The following is a 20,287-nucleotide window of genomic DNA, read 5'->3' on the forward strand; positions in this document are numbered from 1 at the left end:
CATAAACGAGCCCTGCACATTTTCACTGGCGCTCGCAAATGAGACCGCCACTGCGCAGTTGATGGCCGACCTCGCTCTGCTGATCGGCCCCGGCGATGTCATCACCCTCTCGGGCGATCTCGGCGCCGGCAAGACGGCCGCGGCACGCGCGATGATCCGCTATCTCGCCAGCGATTCTGAACTCGAAGTGCCGAGCCCGACCTTCACGCTGGCGCAGAACTATGACCTGCCGTCGTATCCTCTCATCCATGCCGATCTCTATCGTATCAACGACGCGAGCGAACTCGAGGAGATCGGCCTATCGCCGTTGCCGGACGACGTGGTGGCGCTGATCGAATGGCCGGAGCGCGCCGATGGTACGCTGCCGCCGGATCGTATCGATATTGCACTCAGCCACCGTCCGGCACTGGGCTCCGTGGCGCGTGCCGCGGAGATCACCGGTCATGGCAAGGCCGCGTCGATCGTTCTGCGCCTGAAAGCACTGCGTGAATTTCTCGAAGAAGCGCGCTATCTCGATGCTATCAGACAGCGCATGGCCGGTGATGCCTCAACGCGCTCCTATGCGCGGCTAATCCGCGGTGATGACGTCTTCATCCTGATGAATGCGCCTAGGCGGCCGGACGGTGCGCCGGTCTATGACGGCAAGTCCTATAGTGCGGCAGTGCATCTGGCCGAAGACGTCAGACCGTTCGTCGCCATTGCGAACGGTTTGCGCGCGCAGGGGATCTCCGCGCCGGCGATTCATCACGCCGATCTCGCTGCGGGTTTCCTGATCACCGAAGATTTCGGCACGATGCCGGTGACCGAAGGCGAGCCACCTGCGCCGATCGCCGAGCGCTATCAGGCCGCGACCGATATGCTCGCAATGCTGCACGGCAAGATGCTGCCGGAGACGCTGCCGCTGTTGCCGCATGTCGATTACGCCATACCCGTCTTCGACACGGATGCATTGCTGGTTGAGATCGGCCTGATGCCGGAATGGTATCTGCCGGACCGCGACGCGCCGCTCGCAGATGACGCACGCACTGAATTTGTCACGATGTGGCGCGCGCTGCTGGCGAAACCCGCTGCGGCGCCAAAGACCTGGGTACTGCGCGACTTCCATTCGCCGAATATCATCTGGCTCGGTGATCGCGAGAGCATCAATAAGGTCGGCGTAATCGATTTCCAGGACACGGTGCTCGGCCCCGCCGCCTATGATCTCGTCTCGCTGCTGCAGGACGCACGTATCGACGTGCCCGAGCATCTGGAGCTGACCATGCTGACGCGCTACATCAAGGCGCGACGCGCGGCCGATCCCGCTTTCGATGCCGCGGCCTTTGCCGAGCTCTATGCAATCATGTCGGCACAGCGAAACACGCGACTGCTTGGTACATTTGCACGGCTCAACCGCCGCGACGGCAAGCCGCATTATCTCAAGCACCAGCCACGGATCTGGACCTATCTCAACCGCTCGCTGGCGCATCCGACGCTGGCGCCGTTCCAGCAGTGGTATGCGGCGCATGTACCACCGCCCCGCGGTTAGAGGCCCTTCCTTCCGAGACGAATTACGACCTCTGCGTCGTCATCGCGAGGAGCCCTTGCGACGAAGCAATCCAGCCCTCGCTTGTTGCCTTCTGGATTGCAAGAGCAATTTTGCCGGCTCGCAATGACGGAGTCGTTGGTCCCGCTGATCGACTCACACTCTAACACTTCCTTAACTACTTATTAGTCGCACACGCTCTATCCTGCGCTTGAGCCCTGCACGTGCGGGGCTTGGCGTACTGGACAAGGGACGTGTCATGACGGAGCGGCGTGCCGGAGATCGGGTCGTTTTCGAGCGCGGCTTTCCTGCGCACATGATGGGCATCGACGGCACCTGGCGTCGCTCCTGCATCATGGAAGATATTTCCGAGACCGGCGCCAAGCTCACCGTCGATGGTTCTGTCGAAGGATTGAACCTGAAGGAATTCTTCCTTCTGCTCTCATCAACCGGACTTGCCTATCGCCGCTGCGAACTCGGCTGGGTCAATGGCGACCAGATTGGTGTGAATTTTCTCAAACCCAACGACAAAAAGAAAAAGACGAAACGTTCCGAGACGCAGGAGGCAGAAACGTGACTGTGCAGGCGGGTGTAATTGTCGCATCCGCGTCATCTCGGCCCATTATGGCTCGATAGGTTCATGCATGCGACACGCCGCCGTGCTACCATCATTTCAGCTCAAAAATTCAAGAACGATTCCATCAAGGCCCATCATTCTACCAAGGCCAATGTCGCTATGTCCGTAAAACCCACCAAAGCAATGGTTCTCGCCGCCGGTCTCGGCCTGCGTATGCGACCGCTCACCGACAACTTGCCGAAGCCGCTGGTCCCTGTCGCAGGACAGCCGCTGCTGGATCACGTGCTCGACAAGCTCGCCGCTGCAGGCGTGACTGAAGCCGTCGTCAATGTGCATTACCTGCCCGACCAGATCATCGATCATGTCGCGACGCGCACCGAACCGAAGATCACCATTTCCGATGAGCGCGATCAGGTGCTCGGCACTGGCGGTGCCGTGGTGAAGGCGCTGCCGCTGCTCGGCTCCAAGCCGTTCTATCATCTCAATGCCGACACGATGTGGATTGACGGCGTGCAGCCGAATCTCGCGCGTCTTGCGGAGGCCTTCGATCCCGCACGTATGGACATCCTGCTGCTGATGGCGCCGACCGCCAACAGCATCGGCTACGCCGGATGCGGTGACTACGCGATGCTCACCGATGGTGCGCTGCGTCGCCGCAAGGAGAATCAGGTGGTGCCGTTCGTTTATGCCGGCGTCGCGATTCTCTCACCCGCACTGTTCAAGGATGCGCCATCCGGCGAATTTTCGCTGACCAAACTATTCGACAAGGCCAATGAACAGGAACGCCTGTTCGGCCTGCGCATGGAGGGCGTCTGGATGCATGTCGGCACGCCAGACGCCGTCCGCGCCGCGGAAGACGCGTTCCTCGCCAGCGTCGCCTGAGCTTCCTGCGACTCCCGTCGCCTTTCCAGCCATGCCATGATGCACCCTGATCACGAATCAGGGTGTTCATGCGCGTCTTCAACATTCCATCCTCGGCGCCATTCCTGCGCACGCTGATCACCGCGCTTGTCGACGGTGATCTCGTGGAAGAATTCTCTGCGCGCAGAGCGCCGGAGAAACTGGCTGAAGTCACCCTGTATCTGCCGACACGCCGCGCCGGACGCATGGCGCAGGAGATCTTCCTCGACGTGCTCGGGACCGACGCCGTGCTGCTGCCGCGTATCGTTCCGCTCGGAGATGTCGACGAAGAAGAACTGGCCTTCGCACAGGCGGCCTCGCCCGAGGCGCTCGAAAGGCTCGATGCACCTCCCGCGCTCGACGGATTGCAGCGCCGGCTTCTGCTGGCGCAACTGATTGCCGCATGGGCGAAGCAACTCGCACCCGGCGATCCCGGACAGACGCCGCTCGTGGTCGGCGGCCCCGCCTCTACGCTCGCTCTCGCCGACGATCTTGCGCGGCTGATGGACGACATGGCGACTCGCAAGGTCGACTGGAGCGCGCTGGACGGGTTGGTGCCCGATGCGCTCGATCAATACTGGCAACTGACGCTGCAGTTTCTCAGCATCGCCAAGGACGTCTGGCCGGGCATTCTCGCAGCTCACACTGCGATCGAACCTGCAGTGCGCCGCGATCTGCTGATCGAGGCTGAAGCTTCGCGCCTGAAAGCGCACAAAGGCGGTCCGATCATCGCCGCCGGCTCGACCGGCTCGATGCCGACCACGGCGAAGTTCCTGCGCGAAGTCGCGCAACTGCCTGATGGTGCTGTCGTCTTGCCGGGGCTCGATACCGACCTCGACGACACCGCATGGAATCTGATCGGCGGCACCAAGGATGCATTCGGCCGAACCGAATCCTCGGCATCGAACCATCCGCAATTCGCGCTCCATGCGCTACTGGAACGCTTCGGCATCACGCGCCGTGATGTGATGACGCTCGGCACGCCGTCGCCGCAGGGCCGCGAATTGCTGGCCTCGGAGGCGATGCGGCCATCCAATGCCACGGCGCAGTGGCATACGCGTCTCGCTCAGCCGGCCGTCGAACAGAAAATTGCGGCCGGCATGCAGAACCTTGCTGTGATCGCCGCCGCGAATCCGGAAATGGAAGCACTGGCCATCGCGATCGCCATGCGCGAAGCCTACGAACTCAAGAAATCCGCCGCACTGGTGACGCCCGACCGCGCACTGGCGCGCCGGGTGATGGCCGCGCTGGGCCGCTGGAATCTCGTCTTCGACGATTCCGGCGGCGATGCGCTGACCGAGACCTCGGCCGGCATCTTCGCGCGCCTCGTCGCCGAGGCCGCAGCGGAGCAGCTCGAACCGGCGACATTGCTGGCGCTGCTGAAACATCCGCTGTTTCGTCTGGGGGCGCCCCCGAACGCCTGGAAAGACGCAATCGAGACGCTTGAGCTGGCGCTGCTACGCGGTACGCGGCCGACACCGGGCACGGCGGGACTGGCGCAGGATTTCGCGCGGTTCCGCGACGAGCTCGGCAAGCTGCGCCGCCGCGAGGCATCGATGCTGCATGGCGCGGAGCCGCGCGCAAAACTCAACGACGACCGCCTCGACCGCGCGAAAGAATTGATCGCGGGACTGCGCGCCGCGCTGGCCCCGCTGGAAGGCATCCACCCGATCCGACCGATAGATTTCGCCGAGGTCGCGCTGCGACATCGCGAGGCGATCAGACTGCTGTCGCGCGACGACAGGGGCAACGATGTCGCGCTTGTGGGGCGCGAAGGCACGGCGCTGACCAAGGCGTTCGACGATCTCATTATCATGGAGACCGTCGCGACCGAGAGCGGCGAGGACGAGCGGCTTCGCCCGAGCGGGCTGATGATGCAGCTGCGCGATTATCCCGACGTGTTTCAAACCGCCTTCGCGGACCGCATCGTGCGGCGGCCGGAAGTCGCCAATGCCAGTTTGCGCATCTATGGCCAGCTCGAAGCGCGGCTGACGCAATCGGATCGCGTGATTCTCGGCGGTCTCGTCGAAGGCATCTGGCCGCCCTCGCCGCGCATCGATCCATGGCTAAGCCGCCCGATGCGCCACCAGCTCGGTCTGGATCTGCCGGAACGCCGTATCGGCCTCACCGCGCATGACTTCGTGCAATTGCTCGGCACCGAAGACGTCATTCTCAGTCATGCCGCAAAAGTCGGCGGCGCGCCGGCTGTGGCATCGCGCTTCCTGCATCGGCTCGAAGCCGTCGCCGGCGAAACCCGCTGGAAGGCCGCGCTGGCTGCGGGCGAGCACTATGTTCGCTATGCCGAAGAGCTCGATAAACCCGACACCGTCACGCCGATCGCCCAGCCGGAGCCGCGGCCGCCGCGTACTGCGCGGCCGCTCAGGCTGTCGGTCACCGCCATCGAGGACTGGCTGCGCGATCCCTATACGATCTACGCCAAATATATTCTGGGTCTGGCGCCGCTCGATCCCGTCGACATGCCGCTCTCGGCAGCCGACAGGGGATCGGCGATCCATGCGTCGCTCGGCGACTTCACGATGGAATACAGCAAGGCGTTGCCGGACGATCCCGCGCGCGAGCTGCGCAGAATCGGCGATCGACATTTTGCGCCCCTGATGGCGCGACCTGAGGCGCGCGCATTGTGGTGGCCGCGTTTCCTGCGCATCGCGTCGTGGTTTGGCGCTTGGGAAATCGACCGCCGCATCAATGTCGCCAGCATCGACGCGGAAGTGCGCGGAGAGATCAAGATCCCGCTCGATCACGGCCGTGTCTTCCATCTCTCGGCGCGGGCCGACCGTATCGAACACCGCAGCGACCGCACTTTCGCGCTGCTCGACTACAAGACCGGCCAGCCGCCCACCGGCAAGCAGGTGCGCATGGGCCTGTCGCCGCAGCTCACGCTGGAAGCCGCAATCCTGCGCGAGGGTGGATTTGCCGGCATTGCCGCGGGATCGTCCGTCAGCGAACTGGTGTATGTCCGCCTCAGCGGCAACAACCCGCCCGGCGAAGAGCGGCTGCTGGAACTGAAGGTCGAGCGCAAGGACGAGCCGCAACTGCCTGATGACGCTGCGATCGAAGCGCGCGCCAAGCTGGAAGCGCTGATCCGCAGCTTCGAGGACGAAGCCACCGCCTATACGTCGCTCAGCCTGTCCATGTGGTCGAACCGCTATGGCAGTTATGACGATCTGGCGCGGATCAAGGAGTGGTCGGCCAATGGCGGCGCTGGCGGGGGCGAGTCATGAGCGGCCCGCGCAATATCCCGCCCGCAGCGAGTGCAAAGCAGCAGCTCGCATCGGATCCCGCTTCGTCGGTGTTCGTTTCAGCGAATGCCGGTTCCGGGAAGACCTATGTGCTGGTCAACCGCGTGATCCGACTGCTGCTCGATGGCGTGCCGCCCGAGAAGATTCTCTGCGTCACCTTCACCAAAGCCGCGGCGGCCAATATGGCAGAGCGCGTGTTCGCGCGGCTCGGTCACTGGGTCACACTGGATGACACCGCACTTGATGCCGAAATCAGAAATGCCGGCGTTCCCGCGTCGAACAGCAGACTGCGCTCGCGCGCGCGCGAATTGTTCGCCAGCGCGCTGGAGACGCCTGGCGGCCTGAAAGTCCAGACGATCCACGCGCTGTGCACGCGGCTGCTGCAGCAATTTCCGTTCGAGGCCAATGTGCCGGCGCGGTTCAGCGTGCTCGACGACCGCGACCAGAACGAGATGATGGAGCGCGCCAGCCTGCAGGTGCTGCTGCACGCCGCTGCGGCGCCCAACAGTGCCGAGGGCCGCGCGCTGACGACCGCCATGACCTCGGCGGCAGACGTCACGTTCCGCGATGTCGTGCGCGAGGCGAGTCTGTCACGGGACCAGTTCCTGGCCTGGATCGAGCGTGCCGGCTCGACCGACGCCGCGATGGCGCAACTCTCAGCCACGCTGGGCGTGACGCCCGGCGATACCAAAGAGAGCGTCGAACTGGAGATTATCGACGGACCGCATCTGCCGCGCGAGCGCTGGATACCGGCCGCCGAAATCTTCGAGACCGGTAGCAAGACCGACAACGATCAAGCAGCGCGGCTGCGCGAGGCATTGACGCTGTCGGGCGCCGAACAGGTCGAGAAATATCTCGAACTGTTCCTAACCAAAGACCAGTCGCTCCGGAAATCGCTAGCGACCAAGAAGATCGCCGACAGCCGGCCGGATCTGCTGGCAGCCCTGCAGCGCGAGGGCGATCGTGTAATCCCGCTGCTGGAGCGCCGCCGCGCCGTCGCGATGCGCGAACGCACCCAGTCGCTGCTGGTGATCGCCAGTCAGGTCGCGGAGAATTATCGCCGCGAGAAGAACGAGCGCGGCCTCCTGGACTACGACGACCTGATCGCGCGCACGCTGGAGATGCTGGATCGGGTGTCGTCGAGCTGGGTGCATTTCAAGCTCGACCGCGGTGTCGATCACGTGCTGATCGACGAGGCGCAGGACACCAGCCCGCGGCAGTGGGACATCATCACCCATCTGATCTCGGAATTCACCTCCGGCGAAGGCGCGCGCGACGATCTCAAGCGCACGATCTTTGCCGTTGGCGACGAGAAGCAATCTATCTTCTCGTTCCAGGGCGCGGCGCCCCGCGAATTCGACCTGCGCCGCAAGGCACTCCAAAGCCGCTTCAAGAACGCCGGGATGAAGTTCGATCCCATCGCGTTCAGCCATTCGTTCCGGTCGGGCTCGGCCATTCTGCAATCGGTCGATCAGGTGTTTCGCGAAGAAGCGATCTTCCGGAGCATCCACGCTGTCGAAAACGGCTATCCCATTCATGAAACGCTTGATGATGCCGGACCCAGCCTGATCGATCTGTGGGAGCTGGAGCAGCCCGACGACCGGCCCAGCATCGAAGGCTGGCAGGCGCCGTTCGACAAGCGCTCCGAGACCAGCCCTGAAGTGAAACTCGCCCGCCGCGTGCAGACCGAGATCAAAGACTTGATCGCGGCGAAGACGGAGACCGGGCCCATCGGCAAGCGTCGCGCGCTGCGCTATGGCGACATGCTGGTGCTGGTGCGCCGCCGCGGCAAGGCCTTCGACGCCATCATCCAGGCGCTGAAACATGCCGGCATTCCCGTCGCCGGCGCCGACCGGCTGAAGCTCACCGAACATATCGCCATCATCGACCTGATGAACCTGGCCGACGCGCTACTGCTGCCGCAGGACGACCTGGCATTGGCGACCGTATTGAAGAGCCCGCTATTCGGCCTCGATGACGATGACCTGTTCAAGCTGGCCTATGAGCGCACGGGATCGCTGCGCGACGCACTCGGCGAAAAGGCGGTGAGCGATCCCAAGCTCGGCGGCGCTTTCAAGCGGCTCATCGCTTGCGAGAAGCGCTTTGCCAGCGAGACGCCTTTTGCGTTCTATGCGTGGCTGCTCGGCGGTGATCACGGCCGCGCGCGCATCCTGCGTCGGCTCGGCCATGAGGCCAATGACGCGCTCGACGAATTTCTCGAACTCGCGCTGGGCTATGAGCGCAAGGCGCCGGCCTCGCTGCAGGGCTTCGTCGCCTGGCTGCGCGCCGCCGACACGGAAGTGAAGCGCGACATGGAGATCACCCGCGACGAAGTTCGCGTGATGACCGTGCATGGCGCCAAAGGCCTGGAAGCACCGGTCGTATTCCTGGTCGATACCACATCGTCGCCGGCGGATTCGCAGCGACTCAATTTGATCCATCTCCCGCAGGGCAACGCCGCACCGAACAGCCCGGGCGTCGTGGTCTGGGCCGGCAAGAAGGCGGACGATCCGCCAGCAGTCGCGGCGGCGCGCACCGACATGATCCGCGGTACCGAGGACGAATATCGCCGGCTGCTTTATGTGGCGATGACGCGCGCGGCCGATCGCCTGATCGTTGGCGGCTGCATGCCCGGCAACCGCAACGAGGTGCGGCCGCTGTCCTGGTACGACCTGATCCAGAAGGGTCTGGAGAATTCCGGGCTGCAGATGCAGAGCGTGCCGCCGCCGGACGGCGTGGTGAAACGCTATACGCGCGTGGAAGACGTGACACCGGCGCCTGGCGCGATAGCGTCTGTCGCAGCAGGTGCGCCCATCGTGCTGCCATCCTGGATGCGCGACAAGGTCGGCGACCAGCCGCGCCGCGAAAGCCTGCTGCGGCCATCGGATGCCGACGACGATGACGACGGGCGCGGCCAGCGTACCGGTGAATCCGAGCGGCTGCGCCAACTGGCCTTACAGCGCGGCAACCTTGTGCACCGGCTGCTGCAATCGCTACCCGACATCGCCGCCGAAAAGCGTCGCGAGACCGCGCTGAATTTCCTCGCTCGCAACGCCAATGACTGGACCGATCTCGACCGCGTGGCGCTGGCCACGCAGGTGCTGTCGCTGATTGGCGATCCGCGCCTCGCGGAACTGTTTGCCCCCGGCAGTCGCGCCGAGGTGGCGGTGGCCGGACGACTGACGCGGAAGGACGGGTCGCCCGTGCTGGTGTCGGGCCAGATCGACCGGCTGGTCCTGACCAAAACGGAGATCCGGATCGTCGATTACAAGACCAACCACAACCCGCCGCGCAAGCTGATCGAGGCGCCCAAGGCCTATATCCGGCAGCTGGCGCTGTATCGCGGCGTGCTCGCCAAGTTATACCCAGACCGGCCGATCCGGGCTGCCCTGCTCTGGACGGAAACGCTTGAAATGATGGAGATTTCCGGTGCTGCGCTGGACGCGGAGCTGGCCGCCATCATCTCGGCGTGACCAACCTTGACCCGGCAAGGGGGCGTTCATAGGTTGGATGCATCATTCCAGCGCGCGAATCTTCTGGCGCGCCTTTCATTGAACAGGACGAGGATACGAACATGGCCGTTGGCAAGGTGACAGACGCCGATTTCGAAGCAGAAGTGCTCAAGGCGACCGGCCCGGTCGTGATCGACTTCTGGGCCGAATGGTGCGGCCCGTGCCGCATGATCGCGCCGGCGCTCGACGAAATCTCCGCTGCCATGGGCGAAAAGGTCACCATCCTGAAGCTCAATGTCGACGAGAACCCGAAGACTGCCTCCAAGTATGGCGTGATGTCGATCCCGACGCTGATGATCTTCAAGGGCGGCGAAATGGCCTCGCGCCAAGTCGGCGCCGCGCCGAAGGCGAAGCTGCAGCAGTGGATCAGCGCCGCGGTGTGATCGCGCGCTTCATCTCTGAGAATTCGACGGCCGGTGATCACCTCACCGGCCGTTTTTGTTTGGGTGATGGAACTGGGCCCTCTCAGCTGTCGTCCCCGCGAAGGCGGGGACCCATAGCCACGATCAGTGTGTTTGAAACGGCCGAGCCGTGACTACAGCATTTCAACTATGCTCTCGGCGTGTATGGATCCCCGCCCTCGCGGGGATGACAGTCGAGAGGGTGTACCGTCTCGTCTACCTGATCCACCCGGTCGCCAGCGCGCTCGCCCATTCCGCTCGCTGGTTCTGCAACGCCAGTTCGGCCATCGCGGCGTGATCATACGGCACCTGACGGAACGTCACCTGCCATCGCTCGCCCGCCTTCTCGATAATCGCGTAGCAGGCATCCGGCGTGCCGACTTCCAGCGTATGCGGATAGGGCGTGACGTCGCGATAGCCGGGGCCGCCTACGCTGCCCGGATTGACTATCATGCGGCCGTCGCGAAGCCGCACCGACCGCGCGATATGCGTATGCGCGCAGAGAATCAGCGATTGCGTGATGCCCTTGGCCTTTTCCTCGATGGCTTCGATCGCGGCCATATGCACGATGCCTTCGGGGGTCACCGCTTCCATCCAGTAGGTGTTGTCGTCATCGGGCGTCGCGTGAACGAGATAGACCTCGCCCTGATAAATCGTGCTGAAGGGCAGCGCGCGCAGCCAGTCCATCTGCTCTGGTTCTAGCTGGCTGTGGGCCAGCCGATCGGACGGCCACATGTCGTCAAGCTTGTAGTCGGTGATGTAACGATCATGATTGCCGCGGACATTGGTGGCATTGAGGCCCATCATGATGTCCACCGCACGGCGCGCATCGAGCGCACCGCTGGCCATATCGCCAAGATTGACGATGTCGGTGATGCCTTGGGTACGGATATCGGCGACAACCGCCTCAAGGGCAAAGTGGTTGCCGTGAACATCGGCAATGGCAGCGAAGCGCATCGAACCTCCCTAAAATCAAGCAAAGATCGATCAGAGATCACTTGTATCGATGCCGTTCTATGCAGGGAGCGTGCCGTTCTCCGCAAGTACATGACCGGCCAGATAGAGCGAGCCTGCAATCAGGATCCGCGGAGGCACTTCATAGGCGAGCCGGGTGAGGGATTGCAGCGCATCGGCGACGCTCGGCGCTGTCTCGACGCGCATGCCGAGACTCCGCGCGGCGTCGGCCAGCGCATCCGGTGCCATGACGCCGTCGCGGCCGGGGATTTTCACGGCGATGATATGGCGGGTCTGGCCGGCGAAATTCGCCAGAAAGCCCGTCGCATCCTTGTTGGCCATCATGCCGGCGATCACCACCAGCGGCCGCGGCACGCGCTCTTCGAGATCGCCGAGCGCGGCTGCAATGACGCGCCCGCCATCGGCATTGTGACCGCCGTCGAGCCAGACTTCGGATTCGGCAGGCGCCGCCGCGACAAGCTTGCCCGACGTCAGCCGCTGCATCCGCGCTGGCCATTCGGCGCGCGCCACACCGGTTTCATAGGCGGCAGGATCGATCTTGAAGATATCCAGCGCGCGCAATGCCGCAATCGCCAGACCCGCATTGCCGAACTGATGGCGCCCGAACAACCGCGGCGCAGCAATATCCATCAACCCGCGATCATCCTGATACACGAGGCGGCCGCGCTCGATATTGACGTGCCATTCCTGCCCGGCGCTCACAAGCGGCGCATGCATCCTGCGCGCCTGCTGTTCGATCACATCGGTTACATCAGGCGCTTGCTCGGCCGTGATGACCGGCACGCGGCGCTTGATGATGCCGGCTTTCTCGGTTGCGATTTTCGCGAGCGTGTCGCCGAGGAAGTCGGTGTGATCGATGGTAATCGGCGTGAGCACGCAGGCGGCGGGCGTTTCGATCACGTTGGTCGCATCGAGCCGCCCGCCGAGGCCGACTTCGAGTAGCACGATATCGGCGGGAGACTTTGCGAACAGACCGAACGCAACGGCGGTCTCAGCCTCGAACAGCGTGATCGGAGCGCCGGCATTGATCGTCTCGACATGCGCGAACGCGTCACGCAATGCGTCGTCACTCACCAAGGTGCCAGCAAGGCGAATGCTCTCATTCATGCGGACGAGATGCGGTGAGGTATAGACGTGAACGCGCAGGCCTGCGGCCTCACAGATCGCGCGCAGATAGGCGATGGTCGAGCCCTTCCCGTTGGTGCCGGCCACATGAATGACCGGGGGCAGCTTGCGCTCGGGATTGCCGAGCTGCGCCATGAGCCGCTGCATGCGGTCCAGCGACAGATCGATGGCGTTCGGATGCAGCTTCGAGAGCCGCGCCAGAATCTCGCCGAGTTCGGGCGACGATGGCGGCGCGGAGGTGCTCACGCGTGAGCGGCCGGCACCGCGTCCGGAGCCACGAGGATCTCGGCCGGAATGCTCTCCGCGCGCGGCGGGCTCGCAATGGCCGGAGACTTCGTCAGCAGGCGACACAGGCGCGCCAGCGTCGGCTTCAGATCGTGGCGATGCACGACCATGTCGATCATGCCGTGGTCACGCAGATATTCAGCGCGCTGGAAACCTTCCGGCAGCTTTTCGCGAATGGTCTGTTCGATCACGCGCGCACCGGCAAAGCCGATCAGCGCGCCGGGCTCAGCGATCTGCACATCGCCCAGCATGGCATAGGACGCGGTGACGCCGCCGGTGGTCGGGTTGGTCAGCACGACAATGTAAGGCAGCTTGGCCTCGCGCAGCATCTGTACGCCAACAGTCGTGCGCGGCAGCTGCATCAGCGAAAGAATGCCTTCCTGCATGCGGGCGCCGCCGGAGGCTGCGAACACGATGAAGGGCGACTTCTTCTCGACCGCGAGTTCGAGCCCGCGCACCAGCGCTTCACCGGCAGCCATGCCGAGCGAACCGCCCATGAAATCGAAATCCTGTACGGCGACGACGACGCCGGAGCCTTCCATCCTGCCGTAACCGACCTTCACCGAATCGTTCATGCCGGTCTTGGTGCGGGCATCCTTGATGCGGTCGACATATTTGCGCTCGTCGCGAAACTTCAGCGGATCGGCGATCACTTCGGGCAGCGCCACGTCGTACCAGGTCTCGTTGTCGAAGATCGACTTCATGCGGGCGGTGGCGCCCATGCGCATGTGATAGTTCGAGCCGGGAATGACGAACTGGTTGCTCTCGACGTCTTTGTAGAACACGAGCTGCCCTGTATCCGGGCACTTGATCCAGAGGTTCTCGGGCGTATCGCGCTTGAGGATGCTGCGGATCTTCGGCCGGACGACGTTGGTGAGCCAGTTCATATGTGTCTCCGCGTCGCTGAGATGATGCGTCGCTCTGATATCTATATGGCGGCCGGGACGGAGCCCGGCAACCGTTGTTCCCGGTTGATGGAGGCCAATTGTGGCTTATTCCGCAGCCTGTTTGGCCCCATGAACGCCCTGGGCGAGGGCTGCGGCCAGATCGGCGACCGCACTGACAGTCTTGGCCGTGGCCTTGCCATCGGCGTCCAGCGAGCCTTTCAGCGCATCGATCAGCGCGGTACCAACCACGGCGCCATTGGCATGCCGGGCGATGTCATGCGCGGCTTCCGGCGTCCGGATGCCAAAACCGACGCAGACCGGCAGCTTGGTATGGCGCTTGATCCGCGCCACGGCCGTGCTCACGACGGATGAATCCGCGCTGGCCGAGCCGGTGATGCCGGTGACCGAGACGTAATAGACGAAGCCCGACGTGTTCGCGAGCACCGCCGGGAGGCGCTTGTCATCGGTGGTCGGCGTGGCCAGACGGATGAAGTTCAATCCGGCTTTGATTGCCGGCAGGCAGAGCTCTGCGTCTTCTTCCGGCGGTAGGTCGACGATGATCAGACCATCCACGCCGGCCGCCTTGGCATCGGGCAGGAACTTGTCGACGCCGTAAATATAGATCGGATTGTAGTAGCCCATCAGGACGATGGGCGTCTTGTCGTCAGCGGCGCGGAAATCGCGCACGAGCTGCAGCGTCTTGCGCAGCGTCATGCCGCCCTGCAGCGCGCGCAGGCCGGCGGCCTGGATCGACGGGCCATCGGCCATCGGATCGGTGAAAGGCATGCCGATCTCGATGATGTCGGCACCGGCTTTCGGCAGCGCCTTGACGATCTCGAGCGAGGTTGCAAGATCGGGATCGCCGGCCATCACGAAAGTGACGAATGCCGCGCGGCCTTCGGCCTTGAGTTCGGCGAAACGGGTATCGATGCGGGTGGTCACGACTGCCTGCCCTTCAGGATATCGCCGACCTGCGGGACGTCTTTGTCGCCGCGGCCGGAGAGGTTGACGACCATCAGGTGATCCTTCGGCAGCGTTGGCGCGAGTTCGCTCACCTTGGCGAGGGCATGGGCCGGCTCCAGCGCCGGGATGATGCCTTCGAGTTTCGACAGCAACTGGAATGCGGCGAGCGCTTCCTCGTCGGTCGCAGACAGATACTTCACGCGGCCGATCGTATGCAGCCACGAATGTTCGGGGCCGATGCCGGGATAATCGAGGCCGGCGGAGATCGAATGGCCTTCCTGGATCTGGCCGTCTTCGTCCATCAGGAGATAGGTGCGGTTGCCATGCAGCACGCCGGGACGGCCGCCAGCGATCGATGCGGCGTGCAGGTTGGTGAGCCCGTGGCCCGCCGCTTCGACGCCGTAGATATCAACCGAGGGATCATCAAGAAACGGATGGAAGAGCCCCATCGCATTGGAGCCACCGCCGATGCAGGCGATCAGCGAATCCGGCAAACGACCTTCGATCTCCTGCATCTGCACGCGAGTTTCCTCGCCGATGATCGACTGGAAGTCGCGCACCATCATCGGATACGGATGCGGGCCGGCGACGGTGCCGATGCAATAGAACGTGTTATGCACATTGGTGACCCAGTCGCGCAGCGCCTCGTTCATCGCATCCTTCAGCGTGCGCGCACCAACCTGCACCGGCACCACCTTGGCGCCGAGCATTTCCATGCGGATCACATTGGGCTGCTGACGCGCGACGTCCACTGCGCCCATATAGACGATGCATTCGAGGCCGAAGCGCGCACAGAGCGTCGCCGTCGCCACGCCATGCTGGCCGGCGCCGGTCTCGGCGATGATGCGCTTCTTGCCCATGCGGCGCGCAACCATGATCTGGCCGAGCACATTGTTCACCTTGTGCGAGCCGGTGTGGTTCAGCTCCTCGCGCTTCAGATAGATTTTTGCGCCGCCGAGATGCTCGGTGAGACGTTCCGCGAAATAGAGCGGCGACGGGCGGCCGACATAGGCCTTGAGATAACCATCCATCTCCTTGCGGAAGGCGGGATCGGCCTTGGCGTCCTCATAGGCCTTCTGCAGGTCGAGGATCAGCGGCATCAGCGTCTCGGCGACAAAGCGGCCGCCGAAAATGCCGAAGTGACCGGTGTCGTCGGGACCGGACCGATAGGAATTGGGAATGGCTTGAGTCATCAGGTCGTCAACTCTTCCGTTGCGCGCGCGGCGCGGATGAAAGCGCGGATCATGTCGGGATCCTTGATGCCCGGCGCGCTTTCCACGCCGGACGAAATATCGACACCGCCGGCCCGCGTGATGCGCAGGGCCTCGGCGACGTTGGCGGCATTGAGGCCGCCCGACACCATGAAGGGCAGCTTCAGATCTAGGCCTTCGAGCAGATGCCAGTCGAAGACCGCGCCGAGACCACCCGGACGCGTCGCATCCTTCGGCGGTTTGGCATCGAACAGGATGCGATCGCAGACCGCGGCATAGCCGGGCAATGCAGCGAGATCGGCCCTGGTCTCGACGGCGAGCGCCTTCATCACCGGAAGGCCGAACTTCTGTTTGATATCACGCACCCGCGCCACGCTTTCGTTGCCGTGGAGCTGCAGGATATCGGGGCCCAAGGCATCGATACTGTTTTCGAGATCCGCGTCATCGGCATCCACCGACAGCGCGACCTTCACGGCGCGGCCCTTCGCCTGCTTGCCCAAAACCCGCGCAACATCGAGCGTGACGTGACGCGGCGACGGCGGAAAGAACACGAAGCCGACCATATCCGCGCCGCCGACCAGAGCCGCATCGAGCGTCTCCGGAGTGGACAGGCCGCAGATTTTGACGATCAGAGACATGCTTCAAATGGCCGCTGGCAATACCGGAAATGGCAGGAAAAGCCTATGCGCGGGGTTCTACAACGTCGCGCCGGACTTGTCTCGCTCACCGGCCATATAGGAGGAACCCGGCGCCGGAAGCCGCTGCACACCGTTCCGTGACGTGGTCGCGGTATGGGCGCGCAGATCGGCCAGTTCTGCACGGGCCCGCCTAATATCGGCCTCATGCTGACGTGCTGCGCGGCGCCAGTGCCCTTGCCTGAACCAGGTCGCCATTCCCCCTGCGATGACGCCCAGGATGGCCGACAGGATGATCACAACGAATAGCGGCATCGTGGCACCGACCGCGGGATCGCTGCTGTTGAACGGATCGAAGGAGACCGTGACCATATGACGGTTGGCGACGGCGAACACGACGAAGACGATCGCGAGGGGGATGATCACCAGGGCTGAGAAGAATTTGCGCATCAACGTCTCTCGCGAAGGCGATGCGGGCGCGCATGCCGCTAATTGGCTCAGACCTGTCGGCCCGAATGCGCGCTACCTCAAAGTTCTTTATGACGCCGCGCTGGCTTCCGGCGCACCATTCTCACGGTTGAGCCGCTCGCGCATTTCCTTGCCGGTCTTGAAGAACGGAACACTCTTCTGGTCTACCGGAACATGCTCGCCAGTCCGCGGATTGCGGCCTGCACGGGCGGGGCGATGCTTCACCGAGAATGCACCGAAGCCGCGGAGTTCGACACGGTCACCGCGTGCCAGCGCAGCCACGATCTCATCGAGAATCGCATTCACGATGTTCTCAACATCCCGCTGGTAGAGGTGCGGGTTATGCTCAGCGATGCGTTGAACGAGTTCGGATTTGATCATCGAGACGTTGGACTCTGAACGGGAGGATGCATTTCCGTGAAAATGCCTTGAACTGTCAAGACGCTAAATGAATTCGGGCACCTTCGAAAATGCGTGACAAATGCCCGAAACCGTTGTTGCAGCCTTCCTTGCAGTGCGGAAAGAACAGGACGAGCAGTTCCCTAGTTGGTGGTGGCCGGCCGCCACAGCGCCAGCATGCCATCGAGACCGAAGCCGTCCATGGCCTGCGCGAGGCCCGCCTGCTCGACCTGCCGCGCGATCGCGTTGAGACCCACTGCATCGAGTGTGATCGTCGCAGCAGCGCGCAGGAAGGTGAAATCGCTGAATTTAGGCGTCAGCTTGAAGTCGCGAACCGGCAGATCGCTCTTGATCTTCTTCTCGGCTACCAGCCACGCCACGGCGGCTTTCTCGTCGCCAAGCTGATCAATCAGCTTGAGGTCCACGGCCTGGCGCCCCGTAAAAACACGGCCATCGGCGACTTTCTGTAGTTGCGCGTCATCCATGGCGCGGCGGCTCTGCACAAGCCCACGGAACCAGCCATAGGAGTCCTTCACGAGCGATTCAAGCGCTGCCCGCGCCTCCGGGCTGGTCGGCTCGAAACCATTGGGCGCCGCCTTCAGGGGCGAGGATTTGACCTGCTCGACCTCGACACCGACGGTCTTCATCAACCCCGTGAAATTGGGAAACTGGAACAGAACACCGATGGAGCCGACCAGCGAGCTCTGCTGCGCAACGATATGGTCGGATGCGAGTGCCGCGATGTAGCCGCCCGATGCGGCCAGGCCCTCGACGACAACGACCATCGGTTTCTTGGCCTTGAGGCGCATCAGCGCGTCATAGAGCTGCTCGGAGCCAGCCGTGGTGCCGCCCGGCGAATTGATATGTACCACCACCGCTGCCGCGGATGACTTCTCCAGCCGCTCCAGCGCCTCGACGCGATCATTGTTGCTCTGGATCAGGCCCTCGATCTTAATGCGCGCGATCGCCCCCGACGACGACAGCGCCTCAGAGCCCGATCGTGTCACGACGACGCCGACGACGACCACCGCAGCGACCGCGACCAGCACCGCCGCCACGCGCCAGAACGTCAGCTTGCGACGTATCCTGCGGCGATCGACGATCACATCGGAATCAAGCGACATCGGAAATCTCCTGGAAGCCCTCGGGAGAGCTTGCGTCTGGCGGATGCTGCATCTGTCGTCCGGGCAGCGTTTACTTGAGGTATCTCAAATACATCAATTGCGAGGCAATATGAAGAAAACATGGTCGAAACAGCAAAAAGGGCCCCGGTGAAACCGGGGCCCAATTGGTAGCAACAAGTGAGTCGAAACTTACTTGCGCGCTTACTTGTCGGTGCTCTGCTTGAGCGCCTTGCCGAGAATGTCGCCGAGGGTCGCGCCCGAATCCGACGATCCGTACTGCGCGATGGCTTCCTTCTCTTCTGCCACTTCGAGAGCCTTGATCGACACCTGGACCTTACGGGCCTTCTTATCGAACTGGATCACGCGGGCATCGACCTTTTCGCCGACAGCGAAACGCTCAGCGCGCTGATCCGAACGCTCACGCGCCAGTTCCGAACGCTTGATGAAGGTCGTGAAGTCGGTGCCGGCGATCTGAACGTCGATGCCGGATTCCTTCACTTCGATCACTTCGCAAGTCACGACAGCGCCCTTCTTGACGTCGCCCGGCTCTGCGAAGGGGTCGCCTTCGAGCTGCTTGACGCCGAGCGAGATGCGCTCCTTCTCGACATCCACGTCGAGGACGATGGCCTTGACCATGTCGCCCTTCTTGAAGTTGTCGATGACCTGCTCGCCCGGCTGCTTCCAGTCGAGGTCGGAGAGATGGACCATGCCGTCCACGTCGCCTTCGAGACCCAGGAACAGACCGAACTCGGTCTTGTTCTTGACTTCGCCTTCGACGGTCGAGCCGACCGGAAACTTCTCGACGAACACTTCCCATGGATTGCGCATGGTCTGCTTGAGACCGAGCGAAATGCGGCGCTTGACGCTGTCGACTTCGAGAACCTGCACTTCGACTTCCTGGGAGGTCGAAACGATCTTGCCGGGGTGCATGTTCTTCTTGGTCCACGACATCTCCGACACGTGGATCAGGCCTTCGATGCCCGGCTCCAGTTCGACGAATGCGCCGTAGTCGGTGATGTTGGTGACGCGACCCGAGAAGCGTGCGTTCAGCGGGTACTTCGCCTCGATGCCCTGCCACGGATCGTCCAGCAGCTGCTTCATGCCGAGCGAGATACGGTGGGTCTCGTGGTTGATCTTGATGATCTTGACCTTGACCGTCTGACCGATGGTGAGCACTTCGGTCGGATGGTTGACGCGGCGCCACGCGATATCGGTGACGTGCAGCAGGCCGTCGATACCGCCGAGGTCAACGAACGCACCGTAATCGGTGATGTTCTTGACGACGCCGTCGATGACCTGACCCTCTTCGAGGTTCTGGACCAGTTCCTGACGCTGTTCGGCGCGGGTCTCTTCGAGAACCGTACGACGCGACACGACGATGTTGCCGCGGCGGCGATCCATCTTGAGGATCTGGAACGGCTGCGAGTTGTTCATCAGCGGAGCGACGTCGCGGATCGGACGAATGTCCACCTGCGAACGCGGCAGGAAGGCCACTGCACCGTCAAGATCGACGGTGAAGCCACCCTTGACCTGGTTGAAGATGACGCCGTGAACCTTCTCGTTGTTGTTGAAGGCCTTCTCGAGCTTGCCCCAGCTCTCTTCGCGGCGGGCCTTGTCGCGCGACAGAACGGCTTCGCCCAGTGCGTTTTCGATCCGGTCGAGGAACACTTCGACTTCGTCGCCGACCTTGAGTTCGCTGTCACGGCCGGGACCGGCGAATTCGCGCAGTGCCACACGGCCTTCAGTCTTCAGGCCGACGTCGATGACGGCCATGTCCTTTTCAATCGCAACCACGATGCCCTTGATGACAGAGCTTTCCTGAAGGTTGCCGCCCGCGAAGGACTCGTCGAGCATTGCCGCGAAATCATCGCGGGAAGGATTATACGAAGAAGCAGTCGAAGCCATTTGTTCTCCAGATGCGGGTATCGCCGGCCGTTCGGGTTAATGGGCGTCTCAAATGTGAAGTGTCAGGGGTCCGCAACCTCTAACGACCGCCTTGCAGGAGGATGCAAGAACGGGCCGGCAGCATGCCTTCACGATCGA

At 63.0% G+C, this 20,287-nt stretch carries 16 protein-coding genes; 6 read left to right on the forward strand and 10 right to left on the reverse strand.

The window, feature by feature from the left end:
* Position 1 precedes the first annotated feature (1 nt).
* The 6 genes from tsaE (at position 2) to trxA (ending at position 10,154) form a co-directional block, all read left to right on the forward strand.
* Complete coding sequence (tsaE, locus tag AB8A23_RS04610; RefSeq protein ID WP_309943834.1) at positions 2 to 1,525, forward strand: tRNA (adenosine(37)-N6)-threonylcarbamoyltransferase complex ATPase subunit type 1 TsaE; 1,524 nt, start codon at positions 2 to 4, stop codon at positions 1,523 to 1,525.
* A 256-nt stretch (positions 1,526 to 1,781) separates the two neighbouring features.
* Positions 1,782 to 2,099 (forward strand): PilZ domain-containing protein, encoded by a 318-nt coding sequence (locus AB8A23_RS04615; RefSeq protein WP_068734110.1) that lies wholly within the window; start codon positions 1,782 to 1,784, stop codon positions 2,097 to 2,099.
* A gap of 159 nt (positions 2,100 to 2,258) precedes the next feature.
* On the forward strand, positions 2,259 to 2,981 hold the full coding sequence (locus AB8A23_RS04620) for a nucleotidyltransferase family protein (RefSeq protein WP_309943835.1): 723 nt from the start codon (positions 2,259 to 2,261) through the stop codon (positions 2,979 to 2,981).
* A 68-nt stretch (positions 2,982 to 3,049) separates the two neighbouring features.
* Positions 3,050 to 6,241 carry a double-strand break repair protein AddB gene (addB, locus tag AB8A23_RS04625; RefSeq protein WP_439060298.1) on the forward strand — a complete coding sequence of 1,064 codons (3,192 nt, stop codon included), beginning with the start codon at positions 3,050 to 3,052 and terminating at the stop codon, positions 6,239 to 6,241.
* Positions 6,238 to 9,732 carry a double-strand break repair helicase AddA gene (gene addA, locus AB8A23_RS04630; protein ID WP_439060297.1) on the forward strand — a complete coding sequence of 1,165 codons (3,495 nt, stop codon included), beginning with the start codon at positions 6,238 to 6,240 and terminating at the stop codon, positions 9,730 to 9,732. Before addB ends, addA begins: the two co-directional genes overlap by 4 nt.
* Before the next feature lie 101 nt (positions 9,733 to 9,833).
* Positions 9,834 to 10,154 carry a thioredoxin gene (gene trxA, locus AB8A23_RS04635; protein WP_068734104.1) on the forward strand — a complete coding sequence of 107 codons (321 nt, stop codon included), beginning with the start codon at positions 9,834 to 9,836 and terminating at the stop codon, positions 10,152 to 10,154.
* Positions 10,155 to 10,388: 234 nt separating this feature from the next.
* On the opposite strand, the gene AB8A23_RS04640 is transcribed toward trxA, so the two are convergent.
* From AB8A23_RS04640 to rpsA, 10 genes are all read right to left on the reverse strand, one after another.
* The gene (locus AB8A23_RS04640; RefSeq protein ID WP_439060296.1) at positions 10,389 to 11,129 is read right to left on the reverse strand and encodes a metallophosphoesterase family protein; all 741 of its coding nucleotides are present in this window, start codon (positions 11,127 to 11,129) and stop codon (positions 10,389 to 10,391) included.
* Positions 11,130 to 11,186: 57 nt separating this feature from the next.
* On the reverse strand, positions 11,187 to 12,518 hold the full coding sequence (locus tag AB8A23_RS04645; protein WP_439060295.1) for a bifunctional folylpolyglutamate synthase/dihydrofolate synthase: 1,332 nt from the start codon (positions 12,516 to 12,518) through the stop codon (positions 11,187 to 11,189).
* A complete protein-coding gene (accD, locus tag AB8A23_RS04650) occupies positions 12,515 to 13,444 on the reverse strand; it encodes an acetyl-CoA carboxylase, carboxyltransferase subunit beta (RefSeq protein ID WP_175369410.1) in 930 nt (309 codons plus the stop codon). The genes AB8A23_RS04645 and accD overlap by 4 nt, the downstream gene beginning before the upstream one ends.
* Before the next feature lie 105 nt (positions 13,445 to 13,549).
* Positions 13,550 to 14,386, reverse strand: a complete 837-nt coding sequence (gene trpA / locus AB8A23_RS04655; protein WP_309941333.1) for a tryptophan synthase subunit alpha — start codon at positions 14,384 to 14,386, stop codon at positions 13,550 to 13,552.
* On the reverse strand, positions 14,383 to 15,600 hold the full coding sequence (gene trpB / locus AB8A23_RS04660) for a tryptophan synthase subunit beta (RefSeq protein WP_120287734.1): 1,218 nt from the start codon (positions 15,598 to 15,600) through the stop codon (positions 14,383 to 14,385). Before trpB ends, trpA begins: the two co-directional genes overlap by 4 nt.
* Positions 15,600 to 16,256: a phosphoribosylanthranilate isomerase gene (locus AB8A23_RS04665; RefSeq protein ID WP_309941335.1), complete on the reverse strand. Its 657-nt coding sequence runs from the start codon at positions 16,254 to 16,256 to the stop codon at positions 15,600 to 15,602. Before AB8A23_RS04665 ends, trpB begins: the two co-directional genes overlap by 1 nt.
* 57 nt (positions 16,257 to 16,313) lie before the next feature.
* Positions 16,314 to 16,703, reverse strand: a complete 390-nt coding sequence (locus tag AB8A23_RS04670) for a LapA family protein (RefSeq protein WP_199711988.1) — start codon at positions 16,701 to 16,703, stop codon at positions 16,314 to 16,316.
* Between the two features lie 87 nt (positions 16,704 to 16,790).
* Positions 16,791 to 17,102, reverse strand: a complete 312-nt coding sequence (locus tag AB8A23_RS04675) for an integration host factor subunit beta (protein ID WP_089266402.1) — start codon at positions 17,100 to 17,102, stop codon at positions 16,791 to 16,793.
* A gap of 161 nt (positions 17,103 to 17,263) precedes the next feature.
* Positions 17,264 to 18,244 carry a signal peptide peptidase SppA gene (gene sppA / locus AB8A23_RS04680; RefSeq protein WP_439060294.1) on the reverse strand — a complete coding sequence of 327 codons (981 nt, stop codon included), beginning with the start codon at positions 18,242 to 18,244 and terminating at the stop codon, positions 17,264 to 17,266.
* Positions 18,245 to 18,445: 201 nt separating this feature from the next.
* Complete coding sequence (gene rpsA / locus AB8A23_RS04685) at positions 18,446 to 20,149, reverse strand: 30S ribosomal protein S1 (RefSeq protein WP_068730324.1); 1,704 nt, start codon at positions 20,147 to 20,149, stop codon at positions 18,446 to 18,448.
* Positions 20,150 to 20,287 lie beyond the last annotated feature (138 nt).

Source organism: Tardiphaga sp. 619_E2_N8_4, assembly GCF_051810905.1.
GTDB classification, from domain to species: Bacteria; Pseudomonadota; Alphaproteobacteria; order Rhizobiales; family Xanthobacteraceae; genus Tardiphaga; species Tardiphaga robiniae.